This is a genomic window from Massilia sp. LC238 (genome assembly GCF_000735635.1).
Taxonomy (GTDB): Bacteria; Pseudomonadota; Gammaproteobacteria; order Burkholderiales; family Burkholderiaceae_D; genus Telluria; species Telluria varians.
The window spans coordinates 1-20,690 of sequence record NZ_JNNN01000014.1; the positions used below are offsets into that span (position 1 = coordinate 1).

20 protein-coding genes and 1 pseudogene are annotated in these 20,690 nt (G+C 66.5%); 13 read left to right on the forward strand and 8 right to left on the reverse strand.

The window, feature by feature from the left end:
• Positions 1–841 (forward strand): HNH endonuclease (locus FG94_RS26395; protein ID WP_152570826.1); only part of this gene is annotated, 841 nt, incomplete at its 5' end.
• Here the strand turns inward: FG94_RS26395 and FG94_RS03390 are convergent.
• Positions 798–1,364 carry a flavin reductase family protein gene (locus FG94_RS03390; protein WP_036207116.1) on the reverse strand — a complete coding sequence of 189 codons (567 nt, stop codon included), beginning with the start codon at positions 1,362–1,364 and terminating at the stop codon, positions 798–800. The two genes, FG94_RS26395 and FG94_RS03390, sit on opposite strands and share 44 nt — an antisense overlap.
• A gap of 97 nt (positions 1,365–1,461) precedes the next feature.
• Here FG94_RS03390 and FG94_RS25770 point away from each other — a divergent pair, with 97 nt between their 5' ends.
• On the forward strand, positions 1,462–2,004 hold the full coding sequence (locus FG94_RS25770) for a hypothetical protein (protein ID WP_152570827.1): 543 nt from the start codon (positions 1,462–1,464) through the stop codon (positions 2,002–2,004).
• A 25-nt stretch (positions 2,005–2,029) separates the two neighbouring features.
• On the opposite strand, the gene FG94_RS03400 is transcribed toward FG94_RS25770, so the two are convergent.
• The 4 genes from FG94_RS03400 to infA form a co-directional block, all read right to left on the reverse strand.
• Complete coding sequence (locus FG94_RS03400) at positions 2,030–3,124, reverse strand: DUF839 domain-containing protein (protein WP_036207120.1); 1,095 nt, start codon at positions 3,122–3,124, stop codon at positions 2,030–2,032.
• 83 nt (positions 3,125–3,207) lie between these two features.
• Positions 3,208–4,857: an ATP-binding domain-containing protein gene (locus FG94_RS03405; RefSeq protein WP_036207123.1), complete on the reverse strand. Its 1,650-nt coding sequence runs from the start codon at positions 4,855–4,857 to the stop codon at positions 3,208–3,210.
• A 74-nt stretch (positions 4,858–4,931) separates the two neighbouring features.
• Positions 4,932–6,113, reverse strand: a complete 1,182-nt coding sequence (locus FG94_RS03410; protein WP_036207126.1) for a fatty acid desaturase — start codon at positions 6,111–6,113, stop codon at positions 4,932–4,934.
• 91 nt (positions 6,114–6,204) lie between these two features.
• The gene (infA, locus tag FG94_RS03415) at positions 6,205–6,468 is read right to left on the reverse strand and encodes a translation initiation factor IF-1 (RefSeq protein ID WP_027867080.1); all 264 of its coding nucleotides are present in this window, start codon (positions 6,466–6,468) and stop codon (positions 6,205–6,207) included.
• A gap of 339 nt (positions 6,469–6,807) precedes the next feature.
• On the opposite strand from infA, the gene blaOXA reads away from it, so the two are divergent.
• From blaOXA to FG94_RS03460, 9 genes are all read left to right on the forward strand, one after another.
• Positions 6,808–7,590: a class D beta-lactamase gene (blaOXA, locus tag FG94_RS03420; RefSeq protein ID WP_036207129.1), complete on the forward strand. Its 783-nt coding sequence runs from the start codon at positions 6,808–6,810 to the stop codon at positions 7,588–7,590.
• A 403-nt stretch (positions 7,591–7,993) separates the two neighbouring features.
• Positions 7,994–9,673: a 2-isopropylmalate synthase gene (leuA, locus tag FG94_RS03425; RefSeq protein ID WP_036207132.1), complete on the forward strand. Its 1,680-nt coding sequence runs from the start codon at positions 7,994–7,996 to the stop codon at positions 9,671–9,673.
• 137 nt (positions 9,674–9,810) lie between these two features.
• Positions 9,811–12,834 carry a polymer-forming cytoskeletal protein gene (locus FG94_RS27075; RefSeq protein ID WP_152570828.1) on the forward strand — a complete coding sequence of 1,008 codons (3,024 nt, stop codon included), beginning with the start codon at positions 9,811–9,813 and terminating at the stop codon, positions 12,832–12,834.
• Positions 12,831–13,298, forward strand: a complete 468-nt coding sequence (locus tag FG94_RS27595; protein WP_161783933.1) for a Tfp pilus assembly protein FimT/FimU — start codon at positions 12,831–12,833, stop codon at positions 13,296–13,298. Before FG94_RS27075 ends, FG94_RS27595 begins: the two co-directional genes overlap by 4 nt.
• Before the next feature lie 4 nt (positions 13,299–13,302).
• Positions 13,303–13,776 (forward strand): hypothetical protein, encoded by a 474-nt coding sequence (locus FG94_RS03440; protein ID WP_051996107.1) that lies wholly within the window; start codon positions 13,303–13,305, stop codon positions 13,774–13,776.
• A complete protein-coding gene (locus tag FG94_RS03445; protein ID WP_229445842.1) occupies positions 13,773–14,630 on the forward strand; it encodes a type II secretion system protein in 858 nt (285 codons plus the stop codon). The genes FG94_RS03440 and FG94_RS03445 overlap by 4 nt, the downstream gene beginning before the upstream one ends.
• Positions 14,627–15,088, forward strand: a complete 462-nt coding sequence (locus FG94_RS03450; RefSeq protein WP_051996110.1) for a hypothetical protein — start codon at positions 14,627–14,629, stop codon at positions 15,086–15,088. Before FG94_RS03445 ends, FG94_RS03450 begins: the two co-directional genes overlap by 4 nt.
• 46 nt (positions 15,089–15,134) lie before the next feature.
• Positions 15,135–15,875, forward strand: a complete 741-nt coding sequence (locus FG94_RS03455; protein WP_036207146.1) for an SDR family oxidoreductase — start codon at positions 15,135–15,137, stop codon at positions 15,873–15,875.
• Between the two features lie 12 nt (positions 15,876–15,887).
• Entirely contained in the window at positions 15,888–16,526 is a 639-nt protein-coding gene (locus FG94_RS03460) for an HAD hydrolase-like protein (RefSeq protein ID WP_036207148.1), read from the forward strand.
• Here the strand turns inward: FG94_RS03460 and FG94_RS03465 are convergent.
• The gene (locus FG94_RS03465; protein WP_051996112.1) at positions 16,516–17,799 is read right to left on the reverse strand and encodes an RtcB family protein; all 1,284 of its coding nucleotides are present in this window, start codon (positions 17,797–17,799) and stop codon (positions 16,516–16,518) included. The genes FG94_RS03460 and FG94_RS03465 overlap by 11 nt on opposite strands.
• Before the next feature lie 131 nt (positions 17,800–17,930).
• Between FG94_RS03465 and FG94_RS03470 the strand changes: the two genes are divergently transcribed.
• Positions 17,931–18,968, forward strand: a complete 1,038-nt coding sequence (locus tag FG94_RS03470) for a lipid A deacylase LpxR family protein (RefSeq protein WP_036207150.1) — start codon at positions 17,931–17,933, stop codon at positions 18,966–18,968.
• Between the two features lie 95 nt (positions 18,969–19,063).
• Complete coding sequence (locus FG94_RS03475) at positions 19,064–19,501, forward strand: hypothetical protein (RefSeq protein WP_036207153.1); 438 nt, start codon at positions 19,064–19,066, stop codon at positions 19,499–19,501.
• Positions 19,502–19,629: 128 nt separating this feature from the next.
• Here the strand turns inward: FG94_RS03475 and FG94_RS03480 are convergent, their stop codons facing one another.
• Both FG94_RS03480 and FG94_RS03485 read right to left on the reverse strand, forming a co-directional pair.
• Complete coding sequence (locus FG94_RS03480; protein WP_036207156.1) at positions 19,630–20,235, reverse strand: phosphatase PAP2 family protein; 606 nt, start codon at positions 20,233–20,235, stop codon at positions 19,630–19,632.
• 176 nt (positions 20,236–20,411) lie between these two features.
• Positions 20,412–20,687: pseudogene (locus FG94_RS03485) on the reverse strand (transposase); the annotation flags it as partial.
• Positions 20,688–20,690 lie beyond the last annotated feature (3 nt).

The following is a 20,690-nucleotide window of genomic DNA, read 5'->3' on the forward strand; positions in this document are numbered from 1 at the left end:
CCGGCGTCGCTCTTCGGACACCGTCACGACTTCGATGGTTTGGTTGTTTCTAGTCATACTCACAGTCTTATTCCTATCCGTAAGGATACAGCATCGACTGTGTCTGGTACTTCAAGGGGCTATCTCAGGGATTGCCTACAACAAGGCTGCGGTGAATCGTGATCTCCGTGCCGGTGCATTGGCTGCCCGCACTGAAGGCTCCGTCGAGTTCCGAATGCAGAACATCTCTGCCGCGTTGTACGAGCTGAAAATGCCCTATATCGCCGGCTATAAGCCAGCTCGTAATATCGGCTCGGATGTCAAAGAAAAGATGAGCGCCTTGCTGAGTGCCTACGGCGTCGAATCGCTGGAGCCATACGTGCCGACGGCCGATGGCAACTCGCTTGAGGCGCGTGTTTCCGAATTACGACAGCGACACTTGGGTGCCATTCCACGTGGATCGATAGCTCCTGGCGTGAGTACATCGACCGTCACGACATTCGTGCGCGATCCCGCAGTCAAGGCATGGGTCCTACAAGCCGCTAACGGCAGCTGCGAAGCTTGCGGCAGTCCAGCTCCGTTTATCGGAACCGATGGCTTGCCCTATCTCGAAGTCCATCACGTCATGCCATTGTCAAGTCACGGTTCCGATAGGACGACAAACGCTGCTGCCCTTTGTCCAAACTGCCACCGCCGCTGTCATCATTCGAAAGACCGGGACGAATTCAAGATCATGCTATACGAGCGAATTCCACGCTTGATTCTCGAGGTCCCAGAGCCTCATGGCCATGCCGCTGCAGAGCCAATGAATTCGGAAGTCAATTCGGCTCCATTGCTAGCAGAGCCCTGGATCTCCGGCTGACCACCTTCCCCGCCACCATGAATACACCCTCGCCGGTGTAATGCACGGTCTCCGGATGCTTCGGCATCCTCGCCGCCCGCGCCGCGACCACTTCCCAGATGAAGAAGTTGTACTTGTCCACCAGGCTGTCGTCATGCAGCCGGCAGGCAAAGTGGGCGTGGCATTCGCGGATGGCGGGCGCCGCGACACCCTCCACCGTTTCCGGACTCAAGCCGAAACGCTCGAACTTGTCCACTTCACTGCCGGACGTGGTGCCAATCCCCACCACCGCATCCAGCAGCGCCATGGTCGGCAGGTTGATCACGCATTCGCGGCTTTGCCGCACCATATCGAAACTGTGGTTGCTCGATGCGATCACACAGCCCACCAGCGAGGGCGAGAACTCCATCACCGTGTGCCACCCCATGGTCATGATGTTGCGCCGGCCTTCCCAGCTCGAGCTGACGAGCACGATCGGCCCCGGTTCCAGGTAGCGGCGGATCTTTTCGAGCGGGACATCCTGCTTCGTATAAGCGCGTGCCATGCCTTCCCTCCCTCGCGTACGTTTGCCTGAGGCAACCCGGCATTTCAGGGCTGAGTTGCTATAGTAAGACGTATAGCAATCAGCCGGAGTACGACCCATGCGACTTCTTCGCCAAGCCGCCATCATCCTCGGAGGTACCTTGCTTTCTTCAATCGCCATCGCCGCGCCTGAACAGCAGGCCGCGGCCTTCATGAATATCTATTCGACGCACTGCCTGAAGTACCTGCACGACTTCGACGGCCTGCGCAAGCAGCTCTCCAGCTTCCCCCAGCTGCCTGCCGAGGCCGCGGCCGTGTTCCTGCAGGGCGCCAAGGGCAATGCCTGGTCGGTGCCGAGCCAGCACGGCCAGTTCATCATGGTCGTCCATTCGGACAAGAACCTGTGCGCGCTGTACGCCAAGACGGTGCCGGCCGCGACGGTCCAGGCGATGTTCGAAAAGACGGTGGGCAAGGCGCCCGAGCCTTTCCGCAGCGAGCGCAAGCGCAATACCTCGGAAAAGGGGCCGGACGGCGTCAAGAGCACCGTCGCCTATGAATGGAGCACCGACAAGTCGCCGCGCAAGCCGCTGTTCGCGCTCACCACCACCACCAGCAAGAACAGCGTGGCGCAGGGCGTCGCCACCGCGGCGATCGGCCACTAAAAGCCACCGCCGCGGCCTTACCCGCTTACGGCAGCCTGATCTTGATGACGGCGTTGCCCGAGGTGAGGTAGAGGTTGCCCTTGCCGTCGTTGGTGATGCCCCGGATGGGCGCCAGGCTGCCCGGCAGGTTCCCCGGCTGCAGCGTGTCCTTGCGTGTGGTGCCGGCAAGCGTCGTCACCACGCCCTCTGGCGTGATCTTGCGCACGAGGTTGTTGACCGCGTCGGCCGCGTAGACGTTGCCCTGCGGGTCGACCGTCAGCGCCACCACCTGTTCGAAAGTCGCCGCAGCGCCGGTGCCGTTGGCCGCGCCGCGCCCGTTCGGCGCGCCTGCCAGCGGCGTCAACACGTTGGCGTTGACGGTCAATGGATTGAAGGTACGACTGATCCGTCGCTGCAGGTCGAACACGTAGACGTTGTTGTTGCTGTCGGTCGCCACGCCGCGCGCTTCGGCCACCTGGGTGCCGAACAGGTCCTGGGCCACCTCGACTCCCTCCAGCATGCCCGTCGCCCCGGCCACGATGCGCCGCGTGCTCAGGCCGTTCGTCACCAGCACGTGGCCGCGGCCGTCCGCTGCGATCCCTCTCGGAATGATCATTCCCATGCTGCGGCCGTCGACGTTGCCGCCGACCGGGATGGTCGTGACGGTGCTCACCTGGCCGGCGCTGCTCACGCCGCGGATGCGCATATGATCGGTGAGGTACAGGGTACCGCTGCTGTCGATCGCCAGCGCAAGGGGCTGGACGAATCGCGCACGGTCGCCGAGGCCGTCGATGAACTCGTTCGACCCTTTGGCGCCGGCCAGGGTGGTAACGGCGCCGGCCGGCGTGATCTTGCGGATCATCGTGTTCCCGGTGTCCGCCACGTACAGGTTGCCGGCGGCGTCGATGGCGATGCCGGTGGGGCCATTGAAGCGCGCGGCCTCACCGGTGGCGTTGGTGCTGCCGGATTCCGTGGCGCTGCCGGCGACGATGCTGATGGCGGCCTGCGCGGGCGGCTGCTCGTCGTCATCGTCGTCCTTGGGCGGATGGTCGCCGCAGGCGGCCAGCAGGAGCATCAGTGCCGATGCTCCGAGTACCTTCACGCGCATGCGCGCAGTCTTTGCCACCGCCGGTCGCTTCATCGTCTTCTCCAGGATTCGATGAGCAAAATGCTAGCACGGGACGTGCGCGGGGACGGGATGGATTTCCATGCCGTCGGCATGAATCAAGCGTCGGGCAGGCCCCCGCTCATGCGATCAAGGAACTGCACCGACGCACGCTCGCTCATCACCAGCACCAGCTTCAGGCGCGCCCGTGTCATGCCGACGAACAGTTTTCTCAGCGTGAGTTCGTCCATCTCCTCGAAGTCGATCTCGGTGAAGATCAGCGCCGGCGCCGACTGGCCCTTGAAGCGGTACACCGACTCCGCCAGCAGCCCGCCCTCGCGGAACACCGGGTTGCCGAACAGGTCGTAGGCGCCGGTGAAGGAGCGCAGCGTGTGCGCGTCGCTCAGCTTATCCAGCTTGAGGATGGCCGACTTCTCCCGCCCGCGGAAGGAGCAGATCGCAATGTCCTGGCGCCCGAAGCCCGCGGCCAGGCACAGGGTCACGGCGCGCCGGGTCTGCGACAGCATCGCCTCGACGTCGCCTTCCGGGTAGGTGAGCTCCTCGATGTCGGCGCCCTTGAACGGGCTGCCCGCCTCCACCGGCTGGCTGACGGCGCCGATCGAACCGAGCATCTGCACCACTTCGCGCGGGCTGCGGTAGTTGGTGTTCGAGTGAAGCACCACCCAGCCGGGCAGCGGCACCATCTCCTTGCCGTACAGGTTCTGGTCCGGGTCTTCCAGCCAGATGGCGCGGCCGCCCTCCTTCAGCATGCGCAGCACAATGTCGCGCCAGGTACTGGAAAAATCCTGGCCCTCGTCGACGATGACGACGTCGTACTGCCAGGTCTCGGGCAGGTCCGCTTCCACCAGCGCGCCCTCGATCTCGGCCCAGACGGTGGGCGCGCCGTAGTCCGGCGTCTTGCCCTGGGCGCGCAGCCAGGCGTCGCACAGCTCGTGGAAGTTGGCGACCCGTCCGCCCGCGGGCACCAGGCGCTCGATGTGGTCGGCCAGCGGGCGGTTGAAGCAGACGTAGAGCGGGCGCAGGCCGGCATCGATCGCGGCGGTGTATTCGGCCAGCGCCAGCTGGGTCTTGCCGCTGCCGGCGGTGCCCACCACGCGCAGGCGGAAGGGCGAGAATTCGAGCCGGCGCGCCCAGGTGGCCAGGCCGCCCGACAGGCGCGTGACCATGCTGGTGGCGCAGCCGATCATCGAGCTCGGGTCCGGGCGCAGGCTCAGGGTGTCGCCCAGGTAGCGGGTGACCCGGTCGAAGTCCTCGGTGCGGGCGGTAATCGGCAGGATTTCGCGGATCTTCGCGCCCAGGCGGCCCTTGGTGGTGGCGTCGATGATGTGGCTGGGGTCGATGCCGGCCTGCTGCGGGTCCTTCACGATGTAGTCGGGGCAGTACAGCAGGTAGTCGATCGACAGCTCGCCCTGGTAGCGCTTGGCGAAGCCTTCGATGGTGTGCAGGATCTGGTGGCGGATCTTGCGCGGCTTGCCCTGGTAGTTCTTGACCAGGCCATCCTTGCTCTCGTTCAGGAAACCGGCGATCTGCTCGATCAGCAGCAGCCTGCCGTTCGGCGCGACGATGATGAAGTCGATGTCGCCGTAGGCCGAGAAGCCGTGCTCGACGTTGGTCCAGTGGACGCCATGGTAGATCTCGTAAGGCGTATCCGAGAGGCGCTTTTCGAGGAGCGTCAGGGTTTCGATTTCACGCGCGGCGGAACCGGTGACGGACATCTCGCGCCAGCCGGCAGGATGGATATGGGCCATGGGTCGTCGGGTGCCTGTTTTTTAGATAGAAACATTGTAAGGCCGATCATGTTTGTTGCCAGCACCGTTGAAACCTAGGCATACCCGCGCAGCTCGGCCGCAAACGAGCGCACCTGCGCGCAGCTGTCCGCCGCCGCCTTCGCGCACCAGTTGCTGAGCGCTTCCATCAGCTGCTCCTCGCTCGCCAGCGAGCGCTGCCACAGCTGCGCCAGCTGCTCGCGCAGCGCCTGCACCCGGCGCAGGTAATCGCTGGCCGCCAGCAGCCCGCCCAGCCTGCCCTGCTCGTCGCCATTCAGGTAACCGGGGTCGCGGCTCAGCAGACGCAACGCCGCCTTCCGGTCCAGCCCGGCGCCCAGCGCGATGCCGCGCAACTCGCGCCGCCACACCAGCCTGAGCCGTGCATTCAGCGCCGCCATCACCCGCGCGCGGTTGGCCAGCACGGCGCGCACGGTCGCCGCATCGATCTTCGCATGGCGGTAGCGGATGCCGGGCGGCGCCGGCAGCGGCCGCGCCTTCGCCAGCCGCAGCCACTCCAGCAGCCGGATGTACATCCAGCCGATGTCGAATTCGTACCACTTCACCGACAGCTTGGCCGAGGTGGCGAAGGTGTGGTGGTTGTTGTGCAGCTCTTCACCGCCGATCAGCACGCCAAACGGGACGATGTTGGTCGCCGCTTCCTGGCAGTCGAAATTGCGGTAGCCGACGGCGTGGCCGGCGCCGTTGATCACGCCCGCCGCCAGCACCGGAATCCACAGCATCTGGATGCCCCACACCGACAGGCCGATCACGCCGAACAGCAGCACGTCGATCACCAGGAGCAGGCCCACGCCCTGCCAGGTGAAGCGGCTGTACAGGCGGCGTTCGATGGCGTCGTCCGGGCAGCCGGCCGCGTAGCGTGCGATGGCTTCCCGGTCATGGCTGGCGGTGCGGTAGAGTTCGGCGCCGCGCAGCAGCACCGTGCGCAGGCCTGCCTGGCGCGGGCTGTGCGGGTCGCCCTCGCGTTCGCAGTGCGCATGGTGGCGGCGATGGATGGCCACCCATTCGCGCGTGACCATGCCGGTGGTCAGCCACAGCCAGAAGCGGAAGCAATGGGCAAGCAGGGGATGCAGGGACAGGGCGCGGTGCGCCTGGTGGCGGTGCAGGTTGACGGTGACGGCCACGATGGTGACGTGCGTGGCCAGCAGGGTATAGGCGACGATGGCAAGAGGCGATGCTCTTGTGAACCCATCGGCCAGGAAAAGCAGGAATGCTTCCATTGCGTGCTCCCGTGGTCAGCTACGGAAGCGAAGTATGCGCGCTTCCCGTCCCCGGGAAGCGCACGCCTGCCTTGCACAGGCTTGAGCAGGATCAGCGGCGGCGCGGCGCCGGACGCGGACCCGAAGGACCGCGGTTTTCGATGTGGCGGAAAGTGATCCGTGCCTTGTTCAGATCGTACGGCGACATTTCCAGTGTGACACGGTCGCCCGCCAGGATGCGGATGTGGTTCTTCTTCATGCGGCCCGAGGTGTAGGCGATCAGCTTGTGGCCGTTGTCGAGCTCAACGCGGAAACGCATCTCAGGCAGGATTTCGGACACCAGTCCATTCATTTCGATCAGTTCTTCTTTTGCCATGCTAGCTCCTTATGCTGTTGACGGCCCGCGCGGCGCACGGGTCGATGAAACGTCGGTCGCGCCGACCAGCGAAGTGCGGCGGCGTTGGTGCTGATGCTGGCCAGACCGGGGGCCAGGGTGGAGAGAGGGAAGCGCGCAGCCTGCAAATGGAAACGCAGGAGCGGAGGCTTGGGCGGCGGCGTAGCGCGATGTTGCAGATACGGAGCCGGGGGAAGTCGGAAGCGCTGCTTCGACGACAGACGGCCAGTATACCAGCGATGGCGCTACGCTGCAGAAAAGTGCCCTGTTCAAATATTGCCCGGTTGCTATACTGCCCACTTTGATGGAGGCGCAACAAACATGAAATACCTGATGGCGCTGGCCCTGCTGGCCGGTGTGGCGCTGCCGGGCGCAGGCCAGGCGGCAATCAGCTGCACGCTTCTGGTCGATGCCGAGACCGGCAAGGCCCTGGTGCGCGAAGGCCAGTGCGAGCAGCGCGTGACGCCCGCCTCGACCTTCAAGGTGGCGATCAGCCTGATGGGCTACGACAGCGGCATCCTGGTCGATACGGCCACGCCGCAGCTGCCCTTCCGCGAAGGCTACGTCGACTGGCTGCCGGAATGGCGCACCACGACAAGCCCGGACGCGTGGATGAAGCATTCGGTGGTCTGGTATTCGCAGCAGGTCACGACCCGGCTCGGCGCGGAGCGCTTCCAGTCCTATATCGACCGCTTCGACTACGGCAACCGCGACGCCTCCGGCAACCCGGGCAAGAACGACGGGCTGACCCAGGCCTGGCTGGGCAGCTCGCTGAAGATCTCGGCCGACGAGCAGGCGGTGTTCCTGCGCAAGCTGGTCAACCGCACGCTGCCGGTGTCCGCCCGGGCCTTCGACATGACGGCGGCCCTCATGCGCCATGCGCGGCTGCGCAACGGCTGGGAAGTGTATGCGAAGACCGGCACCGGGTCGGAACCGGGCTCGCCGCCGCATGGCTGGCTGGTGGGCTGGGCCGTCGACGGCGGACGCACGGTCGTGTTCGCGCGCCTGGTGCAGGATGCGCAGGGCGAGAGCGGCCCCCGTGCCGGCCTGCGCGTGCGCGACGCCTTCATGAAGGAACTGCCGGCGCTGCTCGAGAAACTGTAAACGCTTCCGCAACGCAGCATTTTTTGCTTGACATGCGATCCATTCCTCTCGTAGAGTGGATCGCATGTCCTTCCACCTGCATCTGTCGACTTCCCTACCTGCCGCCGGCGCGCTATCGCTGGCAGCCCTGCTACTACGCGCGTAATCCACGCCGTACGTCCCGGCGCCTCCGCCGGCCTGCAAGCAGTCAAGGAAAGTTGTACCGATGTCCAAGATTCCGTTCCACACCCCGTCGTTCTCCGCCACCAGCATCACGCTGGCAGTCGGCTCGCGCGCACAGTTTCGTCTCCTGCTAAAGCTACTGACCGGTTGCCGGGCCTAGCGTTCGTGGCCCGTCCGGCAGCCTGCCGCCACACCACCGCCCCCACGGGCTCGTCGTGTCACCGCATCAGGAGCAAACGAAATGCTGAAGAACCCCGCCGCCAAATACCGTCCTTTCCCCGCCGTCCAGCTGGCCGACCGCCAGTGGCCCAGCCGCTCCATCACCCGCCCGCCGGTCTGGATGAGCACCGACCTGCGCGACGGTAACCAGGCCCTGATCGAGCCGATGAGCCCGGAGAAAAAGCTGCGCTTCTTCGAGATGCTCGTCAAAATCGGCATCAAGGAGATCGAGGTCGGCTTCCCGTCCGCATCGCAGACCGACTTCGACTTCGTGCGCATGCTGGTCGAGGAAAAGCGCATCCCGGACGACGTCACCATCATCGTGCTGACCCAGGCGCGCGAGGAGCTGATCCGCCGCACGGTGGAATCCGCCGCCGGCGCCAAGCGCGCCATCGTCCACGTCTACAACTCGGTGGCGCCGGTGTTCCGCCGCGTGGTGTTCGGCATGGAACGCGAGGAGATCGTGCAGATCGCGGTCAAGGGCACGCAGCTGATCAAGGAACTGGTGGCCGCGCATCCGCAGACCCAGTGGGGCCTCGAGTATTCGCCGGAATCCTTCTCCACCACCGAGCTGGACTTCTCCAAGCAGATCGTGGATGCCGTCAGCAATGTATGGCAGCCGACGATCGAGAACAGGATGATCGTCAACCTGCCCTCCACCGTGGAAGCGAGCACGCCCAACGTCTACGCCGACCAGATCGAGTGGATGTGCCGCCACCTGGAGCGCCGCGAAGCCCTGGTCATCAGCGTGCACCCGCATAACGACCGCGGCACCGCCGTGGCGGCGGCCGAGCTGGCCGTGATGGCCGGCGCCGACCGCGTCGAGGGCTGCCTGTTCGGCAACGGCGAGCGCACCGGCAACGTCGACCTGGTGACGCTGGCGATGAACCTCTACACCCAGGGCATCGACCCGGGCCTGGATTTCTCCGACATCGACGCGGTGCGCCAGCTGGTGGAGGAATGCAACCAGCTGCCGGTGCACCCGCGCCATCCGTATGCGGGCGACCTGGTCTTCACCGCCTTCTCCGGCTCGCACCAGGACGCCATCAAGAAGGGCTTCGCCGTGCAGAAGGCCGATGCGATCTGGGAAGTGCCCTACCTGCCGATCGACCCGGCCGACCTGGGACGCAGCTACGACGCCGTCATCCGCGTCAACAGCCAGTCCGGCAAGGGCGGCATGGCCTACCTGCTGCAGCAGGAATACGGCCTGGAGCTGCCGCGCCGCCTGCAGATCGAGTTCTCGCGCGCCGTGCAGCGCATGGCCGATGCGACCGGCCGCGAAGTCGCCGCCGCCGACATCCACGCACTGTTCGCGCGCGAATACCTGGAGCAGGAGACGCCTTATGCCTACGCCGCCCACCGCATGACGGAAGACAGCGCGCATGGTGTGGAAATCGCGCTGGACCTGACGCGCCACCATGCGCCGCAGGCCATGCAGGGCAAGGGCAACGGCCCGATCGACGCCTTCGTGAATGCGCTGGGCCTGGACATCCGCGTGATGGACTACCACGAGCATGCGATCGGCCACGGCGCCGATGCGCGCGCCGCCTGCTACGTCGAACTGCGCGTGGGCAGCGGCCAGACCCTGTTCGGCGTGGGCATCGACAGCAATATCGTGACGGCCTCGTTCCGCGCGGTGCTGTCGGCGGTGAACCGCCACCTGGCGATCGCGGGCACGGACGAGACGGCGATCGCCGCCTGACGGCCTGCCGCGGAAGGCGGCTGCGTCCGCTGTTGCGTCCATGCATACACGAATGTTTCCTTAAGGGAAAAATACGTTGTTGCAAGCAGCCATTCTGGTGCACACTTGGGATTCCATGCTTCAGTGCAGGTCCAACCGTGTACATCCCATCCCTTTTCGCCATGCTGTTCCCCAGCCAAGCGCCGCAGGCCTGCCATGCCTTGCGACGCTGGCTGCCGGCGCTCGCGCTCGCGCTGGCGGGGCTGCTCGGCAGCGGCGCCACCCAGGCCGCCGTCTTCAACTTCGACGGCAATCCCGCCGGCGACTGCACCCTGACCGACAAGGAATACAACTGTCCCGCGAGTTTCGCCATCAAAGGCAATGACGAAATCAACATCGCCAGTGGCTATACGCTCAAGCTCAACAACAGTTTCACCTTCGGCTGGAACCAGCGCCTGGTCATGCGCGCCGGTTCGCGGCTGGTCTGCACCGGCAGTTTCAGCCTTGCGGACCTGAATCCCGCCAGGCTCGATGTGTCCGGCGGCAGCTTCGTCGTCGGCGGCACCTTCTACATGGGCAGCTCGGCGCAGTCGATGACGGCCGATGTCAGCGCCAACGCCATCCAGCTCGGCGGCGCGCAGGTGACGATCAAGGGCAAGCTGGCGGCGCAAGGGACGATCTCCATCAGTTCCGGATCGAAAATCACGGGCAACGTCAGCGGCGCATCGATTACCACCTCGTCGTCGACGACCATTACCGGCGATGTGAGCGCCGGCAGCAGGTTCACGCTCGCGTCGGGCAGTACGGTTTCCGGCAGCGTGACGGCTCCGGTATTCGACATGCTCTCAACAAACAGTACCGTGAACGGCAACATCACCGCCACCACCTCGTTCACGATGGGCTCCGGGAATACCGTGACCGGCAACGTCGCGACCGGCGTCTTCGACATGCAAGCCTCGGGCAGCAGGATCGAGGGGAACGTCGACGCCACCACCAGCATCAGCATGGGGTCCGGGAACACCGTCCAGGGCAGCGTCGATACCGGCAACCTGTTGCTGCAATCCTCGAATGCCCTCATCACAGGCAACGCCAGCGTCAACTGGGCCACGCTGGAGTGGGCCGGACGGGTCGCCGGCACCATCTTCTGCAAGAAGGGAACCGCCACCGGCAAGTGCGACTGCGTGACCAACAACAGCGGCTTCCCCGTCAATAGCGCCAATGGCCCGCGTTGCGAAGGTCCTGCGGCGTCCAAAGGCCCGCAGCGCTTCCTGATCACCCACGACGGCGAAGGCGACACCTGCCTGCCCGAGAAAATCACCGTCACCGCCTGCGCCAACGCCACCTGTACCGCGCCGCACTTCGCCGGTACGGTCTCGGGCAGGCTGCTGGGAAAGGACTTCACGATCGTCGAGAACGCCGGCTCGGCCGTGGTCGAGCTCACCCGCATCGCCGCCGGCAGCGTCGAGCTGGCCGTGACCGGCGCGACGGGCACCCCCGAGAGCCAATGCTACCGCACCAGCGACAACACCGGTAGCTGCTTCATGCGCTTCACCGGCGGGACCAAGCTCAAGCTGAGCGTTCCTCCCCACGCGGCCGGCACGGGCGGCATCCTGGCCACGCTGCAGGCGGTCAGGGCGAACGACGAGAACAGCGCATGCATCGCGGCGTTCAAGAACGAGCCGCACAAGGTGACCTTGTCCTGCAGCTACGCAAAGCCGAAGACCGGCACGCTGGCGCCCGTGCTGGACGGCAGCCCGCTGGCCTGCACTCCGGGGACGAAGAGCACGCTCGACACCACCTTCAAGGACGATGGCAGCGCGCAGTTCTCGTACAGCTATGCCGACGCCGGCGAAATCAGGCTGAACGCCGTCGTCGACGGTGCGAAAGGCAAGGCCAGCGGCGAAGGCAGCGCCGTCACGGCGCCGGCGTCGTTCCTGATCCAGCCTGCCGCCGGGCCGATCCGGGCCGGGGCCGAGTTCGCGCTCACGCTCACCGCGCGCAACGTCGCCGGCGCGGCCACGCCGAACTTCGACACCCAGGCCCTGAACGACGCGCTGGCAACCAGCCATGCCGTCACCCTGGAGGTGGCGTGCCACGCGCAGGGCGGCAACAAGCGCAGCATCGCGGCGGCCGCGCCGATGTTCCGCGCGGGGGTCGCCAAGGTAGCCGCCAGCTGGCCCGACGTCGGCAACATCGACCTGCAGGCGCGCCTGTCCGACTTCCTCGGCACGGGCCTGGGCGCCTCGGGCAACACCAACACCGCCGGCGCCGGCGGCTGCAGCGGCACGGCCGGCCCCTTCATCCCGGCCTATTTCGAGGTGGCCCTGGCGACGCCGCGCTCCATCTATTACGCGGGCGAGCCCTTCCCGCTTCGGGTCAGCGCCATGAACAAGGCGGGGGCGGTCACGCTCAACTACAGCGCGCTTCGCAAGCTGAGCGAACCCGTGACGCTGGCAGCGAACGACAAGAACGGCGCCGCCTTCGCTTCGCCTCCCGGCGCCTTGTCCGCCGCGACGATCGGCGACGCCATGTTCGTCGACGGCGTTGCCCTGGTCGAGACGAGCTACGTGTTCAGCCAGTCTCCGCGCGCGCCCGCGCAGATCCGCCTACGCGCCCGCAACGGCAATGCCTCGCCGGGCGACGTCTCCTCGGCCGCGCCGGCCACGGCCGAGGACGCCGCAATGCCCATCATCCGCAGCGGCCGACTACGGATCGGCAACCGCTTCGGCAGTCACAAGGCGACGCTGTCGGTGCCGGTCACGGCCGAATACTGGACCGGCAAGAGCTGGCTGCTGCACAGCGACGACAGCGCCACCGTCATCCCGGCAGACGCGTTCGCCTTCAGGCCGGCCAGCGCCGGCGTCAGCCTGGAAAAAACGATCCCGTCCGATGGGCTGAAGCTGGTCAAGGGCGCCGCCGCCTTCAACCTGCGCGTCAGTGCCGGCGGGCCGGGCCCGGTCGACATCGCCGCCAATCTGGGCAGCGACAAGCGCGACAATGCCTGCATCGGCAAGCTTGCCGGGACCCAGGTCGACTCGGCCGGCGCCAGGATGCCCTGGTTGCGCCCGGTCGTGAACGGCTGCGGCACAACCGAGACCAGGGATCCTTCCGGGCGCGCCACCTTCGGCGTGTACACGCCGGAAAACCGCCGCATCATCCACGTGCGCGAGGTGTTCAATTGACTCGATTACGTGCCGAACGGGGTTTCACGATGGTCGAGCTGATCATGGTGATGGTGCTGATCGGCGTGCTGGCCGCGATCGGGGTGCCCAGGCTCGTGGGCGACAACAGCTTCGCCGCCGCCACCTTCGGCGACGAGGTCGCGAGCAGCCTGCGCAGCGCCCAGAAGACGGCGGTGGCGCGGCGTCGCCTGGTCTGCGTGAACGTGGGGGGCAGTGCGGTCATCCTGCAGATGGCGGAGAAACCCGGCGCGGCCGGCTGCGGCATCGCGCTCGACGCGATCGGAGCGGCCACGACGGCCAGCGGGGTGACGGCGACGAGCCACACCCTGTACTTCCAGCCGAACGGGCTGATCACGTCCAGCGCGGCCGGCCACGACACCGTGCGCGGCGCCGTCCTCATCCACCTCGACGGCAAGGAGCGCCGCCGCATCGTGTTCGAAGGGAGCACCGGCTATGTTCAATAGGCGCATGGCAGGGGTCACCCTGGTGGAACTGATCATCGCCATCGTCATCATCGGCGCCGCGCTGGCCGGCCTGGTGGCGGCTTTTACGCGCGCCAACCTGGCCAGCGCCGATCCGGTGATCACCCAGCAGATGCTGGCCATCGGTGAAAGCATGATGGAAGAGGTGCTGCTCAAGCCCTTCGACGTCACCGCTGACGAGGTCGCGGAGCCGGCCCGCGCCCAGTTCAACGACGTGCGCGACTACGATCGCCTGGACGACGCCAACCCCGGCTATGCGAGCAGCGGCATCCGCGACATCGACGGCGAGCCGATCGACGGACTGGATGCCTATGGCGTCAGCGTGCGGGTCGAATCGAATGGCGTGGCCCTGGAGGGCATTCCGGCCGGGGACGCACTGCGTGTCACGGTCACCGTCACCCATGGCGACCGGCAGCTGTCGCTGACCGGCTGGCGCACCCGCCCATGGGAGACGTCATGAAACGCCAGCATGGCTTTACCCTGGTCGAGCTGGTCATCGTGATGGTGCTGGTCGGCGTGCTGGGCGGCATCCTGGCGCTGCAGATCGCTCCCACCATGCAGGCTTATCTCGCGGTGGGCCAGCGCGCCGCGCTGACCGACCAGGCCGATACCGCCCTGCGCCGCATCGTGCAGGAAGTGCGGTCGGCGGTGCCGAATTCGCTCAGGCTGGGCGATGCGCAATGCCTCGAGCTGGTCCCGACCATCGACGGCGGGCGCTTTCGCGCCGGGCCCGACGTCGCACCGGGGCGCAGCGGCGACGCCTACCTGGACCACGACGCCGCCGCCACGCAGTTCGACGTGATGACGCCCTTCACCGCGCGCCCGGCCGTGGGCGACCTGGTCGTGATCGGCAACCAGAACCCGGGGGACGTCTACGGCGGTAGTAACGTCTCGTCCATCACCTCGGTTACCACCCATGACGATCAGGGACCGGACGCCTGGAAGGGCAGGCACCGCCTCGGCGTGACGCCGACCCGCATCCCCTTCGGCTACGAGGATGGGCGTTTCGTCGTGGTGCCGGGCGGCGAGCAGGTCGTCAGCTACGTCTGCGAGAACGACGGCCTGAAGGACGGGCGCGGCCAGGGCGTGCTGTATCGCGTCGTCCGCACCCTTGCGCAAGCGCAAACGGAGAGCTGCATGGTGCCGGTGGGCGCGCCGGTGCTGGCCTCGAAGGTCGCCCGCTGCGCCTTCGTCTACTCGCCCAACCAGGGCGCGACCCAGCAGAGCGGCTTCGTCCAGCTGCAGCTGAGCCTGGCGGACGGCGGCGAATCGGTGGCGCTGACCCTGGGCGCCCACGTGAGCAACGTGCCATGAAGGCGGCGCGCCAGTCCGGCTTCGCCTATATCGCGGCGGTGGTGCTGCTGGTGGTCGTGGCCGGCGTATGCGTGGCCTTGCTGCGGATGACCGGCACCCAGCAGGCCACCGTCAACGGCGCCCTGCTCGGCGCGCGCGCCAGCCTGGCCGCGCGCGGCGGCATCGAGTGGGGCTTCTACCAGCTGAGCAAGGGAAATTGCGCAACAACGACACTAGCCGACTTCGCAGCCGACAGCGGCTTTCGGGTGACGGTACGCTGCACGAAACACAGCTTCAACGAGGGCGAGGACGGCGCCGGCGCCGCGATCGCCAAGGAGGTGGTGCAGCTCGAGGCTATCTCCTGCAATAGCGGCGGCGACTGTCCCAGCGAGGATCCGGCCATCCTGACCCAGCCTGACTACGTCGAGCGCCGCCGCGTGGCTACAACCTGCATCATGGACAAGTCCGGGCTCTGCTGATCGATCTGGTGCATCATGCAGGTATCCACTTACCACAGGAGACAGCATGGACACGGATGCTCAACAAGTCGCGATCGTCACCGGCGCCTCGCGCGGCATCGGCGCCGCCCTGGCCCAGCGGCTGGCCGAGGACGGCTACCAGGTGGTCGTCAACTACGCCAGCAACGAGACCGAGGCCAAGCGCGTGGTTGCCACCCTGCATGCCTGCGGCCACAAGGCGATTGCGGTGAAGGCCGACGTGGCGAACCCGGAGGAAGTGCGTGCGCTGTTCGACGCCGCCGAACGCGAACTGGGCAAGGTGGACGTGCTGGTCAACAATGCCGGCGTGCTCAAGACCATGCCGCTGGCCGACACCTCCGACGAGCTGTTCGCCCAGACCTTCGGCGTCAACGTGCAGGGCACCTTCAACACCCTGCGCGAAGCGGCGCGGCGCCTGAACGACGGCGGGCGCATCGTGAATTTCTCCACCACGGTGCTGGCGATGAAGCTGCCCGGCTACGCCATCTACAGCGCCAGCAAGGCCGCGGTGGAAGCGATGGGCGCGGTGTTCGCCAAGGAGCTGCGCGGACGCCGCATTCGCGTCAACACCGTGGCGCCGGGGCCGGTTGCCACCGAGCTGTTCTTCTCGGGGAAGACCCAGGAGCAGATCGACCACTTTGCAAAGCTGCCGCCGCTCGAGCGGCTGGGCGAGCCGGGCGATATCGCGCGCATCGTGTCCTTCCTGGTGAGCGAGGAATCGGGCTGGGTCAACGGCCAGGTGCTGCGCGCCAACGGCGGCACCGCCTGAAGGTTGTCCCCCATGTCTTACCGTCTCGCCATCTTCGACTTCGACGGCACGCTGGCCGATTCCTTCCCCTTCTTCATCAGCGTGTTCAACCAGATCGCCGACGAGCTCGGCTTTCGCCGCATCGCCGCGGAGGAAGCCCAGCAGCTGCGCCACCACGATACCCGCACGATCATGCGCCACGTCGGCATGCCGGCGTGGAAGCTGCCGCTGGCCTCGCGCAGCTTCATCGGGCTGATGCGCGAGAACGCGGCGCGCATCCCGCTGTTCGACGGCATCGGCGAAGTGCTGCACACGCTGGACCGCGAAGGCGTGCGGCTGGCGATCGTGTCCTCGAACTCGGAGCAGAACGTGCGCCTGGTGCTGGGCCCGCGCCTGAGCGCCTTGTTCGGCCACTACGAATGCGGGATGTCGATGTTCGGCAAGGCCGGGCGCATCCGCAAGGTGGTGAAGCGCGCGGCGGTGCCGGCGGCGCATGCGCTCTATGTGGGCGACCAGGCCCTGGACGCCGACGCCGCGCGCCGGGCCGGGGTGGCCTTCGGCGCGGTGAGCTGGGGCTATGCGCCGATCGAGGCGCTGCGGCGGGTGGCGCCGGAGCGTGAGTTCGGTACGCCGGCCGAGCTGCTGCACATCGCCAGAAGCGTCATCCCTTGACGCACACCACTTGCTTGAGGGTGTGCACCACCTCGACCAGGTCGCGCTGCGCATGCATGACGGCGTCGATGTCCTTGTAGGCCATCGGGATCTCGTCGATCACGCCTTCGTCCTTGCGCGATTCCACCCCTTGCGTGGCGCGCTCCATGTCGGCCCGGGTGAAGCGGCGCTTGGCCTCGGTGCGGCTCATGACACGCCCGGCGCCGTGGCTACAGCTGTTGAAACTTTCCGGGTTGCCCTTGCCGCGCACAATGAAACTCTTGGCGCCCATCGAACCGGGAATGATGCCGAGCTCGCCTTCGCGCGCCGACACGGCACCCTTGCGGGTGACGAACACGTCCTTGCCGAAGTGCTTCTCCTTCTGCACATAATTGTGGTGACAATTGACTGCCTCCACGTGCGTCTCGAAGGGTTTCGGGATCACCTCGCGCATCGCGCGGATCACGTTGTGCATCATCACTTCGCGGTTGATGCGCGCGAACTTCTGGGCCCAGCCGACCGCCTCTACGTAGTCGTCGTAGTGCTGGGTACCTTCCTTGAGGTAGGCCAGGTCCTGGTCGGGCAGGTTGACCATGTGGCGCCGCATGTCCTGGCGCGCCAGCTCGATGAAGTGGGTGCCGATCGCATTGCCGACCCCGCGCGAGCCGGAGTGCAGCATCACCCACACCGAGCCTTCCTCGTCCAGACAGACCTCGACGAAGTGGTTGCCGCTGCCCAGCGTGCCCAAATGCTTATGGTTGTTGGTGCCGCGCAGCTTCGGGTACTTGCGGCAGATGGCGTCGAACTCGTCCTTGAGCTTGGCCCAGCCGGCATCGACCGGCGGCGGCGGGGTGTTCCAGGAACCGACGTCGCGGCTGCCCTTGTTGTTGCGGACCTTGGGCGACATGCCATTCGTGGCCCGGCCGTGCGGCACCGCCTGCTCGATGGCGCTGCGCAGGCCGGCCAGGTTGTCGGGCAGGTCATTCGCACGCAAGGTGGTCTTGGCCGCCATCATGCCGCAGCCGATGTCCACGCCGACCGCGGCGGGAATCACCGCGCCCAGGGTCGGGATCACGCTGCCGATGGTCGAGCCCTTGCCAACATGGACGTCCGGCATCACGGCGACGTGATGGAAGACGAAAGGCAGTTGCGCTAGCTTTTCCAGCTGCTCCTTGGCTTCACGCTCGACGGGCACGCCCTCCGTCCACATCTTGACCGGCTTGCCGCCTTCGGGCGAGAGCAGCTCGATGCCGGACGGCGTCCTGGTCTCTTGCTTGGTGTCGTGCTGTTTCATGCGCCCTATCTTCGCGCAAATCCGAAAACGGCGTTGCGCGCCTCGGATCCGCAGGCTTCCTGCCGTGGATCAAGAAGCGCTTTAACGCAAGCACAAGACTGGAGGATGTTTCGAATAAGAAAGGACGACCCATGCGCGTCATCGGCAGCCTTCTCGCACTTTCCGCCTTCCTTGTCATGCTTCCCTGCAGCGGCCAGGAAACGCCGGCCACGGCAGGCTTTCTGGTCTGGGAAAACGACAGCCGCTTCAATACCGACCGCTACTACACCAACGGCATCCAGTTCGTCTCGCGCAGTACGGAAGACGACCGCAGTGCGCTTACCCGGCGCTGGCTTGGCACCGCCTGCCGCCTGTTCGGCTGCGGCGACGCGCGCTTCCTGTTTTCCCAGCACAGCCTCGGTCAGTTGATGTACACGCCGGGCGACATCACCGTGGCCGCGCCCCAGCCCCTCGACCGTCCCTGGGCCGGCCTGCTCTACGTGGAGCGCCAGTGGCTGCTCCTGGCGCCGGATGGCGCATCGATCACGACCTTGACGGCCCAGGCCGGTGTGACCGGCAGGCTGTCGCTGGCAGAACCGGCGCAGAAACTGTTCCACCGCATCCTCGACCGTCCGCGGCCGCAGGGTTGGGACCACCAGGTCGGCAACACCCTGGCCGTGCTGGTCTCGGTGGAGCGGCGCTCGGCCTGGCCAGGTTTGTCGGGCGACCTGGTGGGCGACGTGCAGCTGCGCACGGCCGGCCACTGGCGGCTCGCGCTCGGCAGAATCATGAGCTATGCGGCCGGCGGCGTGAGCGTCACGATCGGCAAGAACCTGCCGCCTGTCGCACCGGCGCCGCCGGGCATCGTCAACCGGCTCGGGCCCCTGGACACGATCTGCCTGCGGCGCTGGGTCCAGTGCACGCTGGTGCTGGGCGCGGAGGCGCGCGGCGTTGCCTACAACCTGTTTCTCGAAGGCCGGCCGTGGAAGGACGACCCCGGCGTGAAGCCGCGGCGCTGGGTCGGCGAGCTGAGCGCCGGGCTGCGGCTGGATTTTCCCGGCACCCGCGGCCGCGAACACGGCCCCTGGTTCGCGCAACTGCGGGCCATCCGCCGCAGCGCCGAGTTCCGCGCGCCGCTGCCAGTGCCGCGCCATACCGTCGCGTCGCTCACCCTGGGTACCGATTTCTGAACGGGCGGGAGGGCGCGCGCGGTTGCGCCCGCCCCATGCCGCTTCTATACTCCGTCAGGCAATGCCTTCACGCATCATCTGACAACGGAACCGCCATGCGCAAGCCCTTCTACCTGCTCCCCGCACTTCTTGCACCGCTGCTGCTGGCCGGCTGCGTCAACGATTCGGCCAGCTACCCGATCGAAGGCAAGGAACATGCGCTCAGCGTGCGTGTGCTGCAGGACTATTTCTGGAGCAAGGAGGCGACGCTGCGCCTCATCGTCGCCCGCATGCCGGACTGCCAGCGCCAGATGGAGCTGGGCACGGTGTCATTGTCGGGGCTGGAGATCGAGCTGTTCGCGAGCGGGCCGGACGTGTACACGCTGCGCTCGGGCGAGGATGTCTGGCAGGTGGAAACCCAGGGCTGTACCGAACTGGAAGCGCCGGAAGCGAATGCGGTTACCGGCCAGGCGCTGGGCAGCTTCCACATCGACGAGCACGACAAGCTGGTCTTCGAGGCCGCCACCGCTGCCGGTACTCCTGCGGAACAATAAGCGTAGGAAAGCGCGGCCGGCGCAGGAAACCGTCCACGCGTCCTGCGTGCGTTGGATCCCTCGCCCGACGCAGGTGGCGACCAGGTCGTTGCCGGCCGCGCCGCCCTACCCGGTCATCATCGACATCATCAAGGACGCAGCCAGCCGCGCCCGATCGGTACCGCCAGCACGCGGCGGTACAGGTTTTCCACCAGCGGCAGCAAGTGAGCGCATGCCGCGCGCACGGCCGCCGTCTGCACCAGCAAGGCCATCGACGCCGACATCAGGAGCGCTCCCGCCATGTCCTTCGGCCAGTGCACGCCCAGGTAGACGCGCGACCAGGCCACTACCAGCGCCAGCGGCAGCAGCATCCATCCGACGCGGCGCGCTTCCTGCACCCGGCTGAACGCCAGCACCAGGGCTACCGAGAAGATGCTGGTGGCATGGTCGCTCGGGAACGAGCTGTCCGGCGCGTGCAGCAGGAAGGTCTGGCCGACTTCGGCGACGAAGGGCCGCGGGCTGTACCAGAAATGGCCGATCAGCGCGTTCAGCGTGAGCGCACAGGCGGCCGCGATGAAGGCGCGCAGCGCGACCTCGCGCCCCGGCCCGCCGCCGAGCCACAGCATGACGAGCGACAGCGGCATTACGAAGATCAGCCACTGCGCGGCGAAGATGGCAGCCATCAACTGCCAGCCGGTCAGGCCGGCCTGGGCGTTGAGGGTGGAGAACAGGATCAGGTTGAGGTGCTCGAACATGGCGCCGGCTCGAAGATAAAATATTGATAAGCTTTCCTGTAGCTTAGCCGAGCCCGGCTGACGCACTTTTCAAGAAGTGCAACAGATTGTGACAATTCCCCGACAATGTCGCGTGCGACTGCTTCAGCTCAATGGCGGTGGAGCAGGCGCCTCAGCTGTGCCAGTTCCATCTCGCGCCCTGATTTCTCGAGCACGCTTTCGAGCAGGGTGCGGTCGCCATCGCGCAGCATGGTCCACTGCGTGAAGTATTCATGCACGGTACGCCAGGGCGGAAAGCCCGCCGGCATGCTGCGCCAGGTGGCGCCGGTGTGGAGGAAATAGAGGACGGCACAGAACACGTCGTACAGGTCGTGCTTGCGCGGGCGGGTCTTGCGGCGCGCCGCTTCCAGCATGCCGCGCACGGGCTCGAACTGTTCGCGAGAAATATCGCTGGGAAATGCCGGACGATCCATGGC